The sequence below is a fragment of the Cryobacterium sp. MLB-32 genome (assembly GCF_000738085.1).
Taxonomy (GTDB): Bacteria; Actinomycetota; Actinomycetes; order Actinomycetales; family Microbacteriaceae; genus Cryobacterium.
In genome coordinates, this window is sequence record NZ_JPRS01000252.1 from 1 (window position 1) to 2,926 (window position 2,926).

A 2,926-nucleotide genomic window follows, 5' to 3' on the forward strand; every position below is an offset into this window, starting at 1 on the left:
GGTGCGGCCAGCGTCTGGGCCGAGGACGCGGCAGCAGCCGGGGCAGCGGCCTGCGGCTGCGCCACCGTGGCCGAAATCTGGAACCCGGCGACCATCGCCACGAGAGTGAGTGCCGAGGCGGCACCGGTGACGATTCGGGCGCCGCGCGCCGGGTGAACGGTCTTAGTCATCATCACTGCTTTCCTGGTGCTCGGACTCGGAATCGTGGTCGTCACTCGACGCGGGGGTCACGGCCGGTGTGCTGGTGGGTGTGCTGGAATCGCTCGGGGCCGGCACGGCGGATGCCGGGGCATCCGTGGCGACCGGCACGAGCACCTCTGTGGCGCGGCCGATCGTGCCGGGGCCGATCGACGAGAGCGTGTCGGCGTTCACGGCCATGGCGCCCGTGGCAATGACAAGCACCCCGACGATGGAGAGGATCGTGACCGTTTTCGACTTCATGCTTTGAGCCTACGGAGGCGTTCCTCTACAACCACCCCGGGAACATCCAAGACTTGTCCAAGAACGCCGTCCCTGCCCCCTGCCCCTCCCCCGATATTCCCGTGACGGCGGCATGATTGACTCATGCGAGTTCTCCTGGTCGAAGACGACACGTCGGTCGCCGACGGAATCATTGACGGCCTGACGTATGCCAACATCGATTGCCGCCGCGTCGCCACGGGCGCGGCCGCCCTCGCAGCCATGGCTGATTACCAGCCCGACCTCGTTCTGCTCGACCTCGGACTGCCCGACATGGACGGCACCGATGTGTGCCGCGCCATCCGCGTGACCAGCCAAACACCGATCATCGTGGTCAGCGCCCGCGACGACGAGATCGACCGCGTGATCTCCCTCGAGATCGGCGCTGACGACTATGTCGTCAAGCCGTTCGGCATGCGTGAACTGGTGGCGCGCATCCGGGCGGTTTCGCGGCGTTTCGCGCCCGCCGACGCCGACAGTGACCCTGAGACGGATGCCGCGGAGCGCACGCTCGGCGATCTGGTGATCGACACCCGGGCGCAGCGCGTTACACTGGGCGGCACCGTCGTGTACCTCACACCCAAGGAATTCGACCTGCTCGTCTACCTCTCGGAGGACCCGGGCGCGGTGTTCCGCCGCGGCGATATTCTGCATGATGTGTGGGACACCAACTGGTACGGAACCACGAAGACTCTGGACGCGCACATCGCCGCCATCCGCAAGAAGCTCGGCAACCCCGCCTGGATCGAATCGGTTCGCGGCGTGGGCTTTCGCTTCGCGGTTCCCTCGCTGCCGGCAGCGCCCGCATGAGATGGCGGCTCATGGCAGCCTTCATCGGTGTCACCCTGCTGATGCTGCTCGTGCAGGACATTCCGCTGAGTTCCTACCTGCGCACCGTGGAGAACGACCGCATCGTCACGGCCCTCGAGCGCGATGCCTTCGTGCTCGCCGGACGCAGCGAGGAGTCACTCGAGAACCCGACCGCCGCGCATGAGTCGACGCTCGGGGCACTGGCGCGCACGTATCGCGATGCCGGCGGTGCCCGCGTGGTGATCGTCGATGCTTCCGGCACGGCGATCGTCACGAGCGACGACGACGAGTCCAGCCTCGGCACCTCATACGCGTCACGGCCCGAGATCGCCGAGGCCCTCACCGGTCGCGTCACCTCGGGAAAGCGCTACTCGGACACCCTCAAAACCGAGCTTCTGTATGTGACGGTTCCGGTGTTCAGCGGCGCCCGAGTGCTGGGTGCCGTGCGCCTCACCTATCCCAGCCAGGTGGTGACGGATGCCGTCAACCGCCAAATCCGCCTGCTCGGTCTCGTCGCGCTCACGACCGTACTCGTGGCGGGACTCGTGGGCCTCATCTTTTCCGGCCGCGTCACTCGGCAGCTCAAGCTGTTGCAGGGGGCGACGGAACGCCTCGCCGAGGGCGATCTCGCTGCCCGCGCCGACGAGACCTCCGGCGCACCGGAGCTCCGCTCGCTCTCGATGTCGTTCAATCTCATGGCCGAGCGACTCAATACGCTCATCCAGCAGCAGCGCACCTTCGCGGCGGATGCCTCACACCAGTTGCGCACCCCGCTCACCGCCCTGCGCCTGCGGCTGGAGCGCGCGCGCGATCTGCTCGACACCGACCCGGCCGCCGCGACCGAGCGCCTCGCCGCCGCCGAGGGCGAGGTGGACCGTCTCGGCAACATCGTGGAGGGACTCCTGCTCCTCAGCCGTACCGAGGCGAGTTCCGCGCCGCTGGAGGTGCTCGACCTCGCCGCGATCGCGCGGGAACGCGTGGAACAGTGGCAGCCGCTCGCGCAGGAGTCGGACGTGACGATTGTCTACGAGGGCCCGGCCGCGGCATCCGTTCGGGCGACGGCGTTGGCCCCGGAGCAGATCCTCGACAATTACGTGGATAACGCGCTCTCCGTGAGCCCGCCGGGCGGCACGATCATCGTGCGCGTCGTTGTTCCCGGGCCGGGGACACCCACCGCCCTGCACGTGCTCGATGAAGGTCCCGGGTTGTCGTCGGAGGAATGCGTGCGCGCCTTCGACCGCTTCTGGCGGGCCGGGTCCGACCATACCGGCAGCGGACTCGGGCTGGCGATCGTGGCCCAGCTCGCGAGGTCCAGCCGGGGAACGGCCTCGCTGACACCGCGGACCGGGTCGGGCGTCGACGCGTCGGTCACATTCGACGCCGCGCCCTGAAGCCGCAGCCGCAGCCGCAGCCGCAGCCGCAGCCGCAGCGCCCAGTGTGGCGCTAACGGTTCCGGAGGGTGGCGGGGTGGGGACGTTGGACTGTCGGCTCACGAGGCCTCGATCGCTCCTTCGTCGCGCCTCGACCAACGGGGGGGGGACGTTGGACTGTCGGCTCACGAGGCCTCGATCGCTCCTTCGTCGCGCCTCGACCAACGGGGGGGGGGGGCGAGCGGGCTCAGCGGGCGAGCGGGACCTCGAGGATGGCTGGGGCCGAC

3 protein-coding genes are annotated in these 2,926 nt (G+C 68.7%); 2 read left to right on the forward strand and 1 reads right to left on the reverse strand.

The window, feature by feature from the left end:
- Window positions 1–162: 162 nt before the first annotated feature.
- Window positions 163–441 carry a hypothetical protein gene (locus JF66_RS17065; protein WP_035879889.1) on the reverse strand — a complete coding sequence of 93 codons (279 nt, stop codon included), beginning with the start codon at window positions 439–441 and terminating at the stop codon, window positions 163–165.
- 123 nt (window positions 442–564) lie between these two features.
- On the opposite strand from JF66_RS17065, the gene JF66_RS17070 reads away from it, so the two are divergent.
- The gene (locus tag JF66_RS17070) at window positions 565–1,269 is read left to right on the forward strand and encodes a response regulator transcription factor (protein WP_035879890.1); all 705 of its coding nucleotides are present in this window, start codon (window positions 565–567) and stop codon (window positions 1,267–1,269) included.
- Between the two features lie 11 nt (window positions 1,270–1,280).
- Window positions 1,281–2,660, forward strand: coding sequence for an ATP-binding protein (locus tag JF66_RS17075; RefSeq protein ID WP_231556483.1), 1,380 nt, complete (start codon window positions 1,281–1,283; stop codon window positions 2,658–2,660).
- The last annotated feature ends 266 nt before the right edge of the window (window positions 2,661–2,926 follow it).

Bases quoted from the DNA above. Each gene is read 5' to 3' on its own strand.
- JF66_RS17065 (WP_035879889.1), bottom strand. From the start codon at position 441: ATGAAGTCGAAAACGGTCACGATCCTCTCCATCGTCGGGGTGCTTGTC.
- JF66_RS17070 (WP_035879890.1), top strand. From the start codon at position 565: ATGCGAGTTCTCCTGGTCGAAGACGACACGTCGGTCGCCGACGGAATC.
- JF66_RS17075 (WP_231556483.1), top strand. From the start codon at position 1,281: ATGGCAGCCTTCATCGGTGTCACCCTGCTGATGCTGCTCGTGCAGGAC.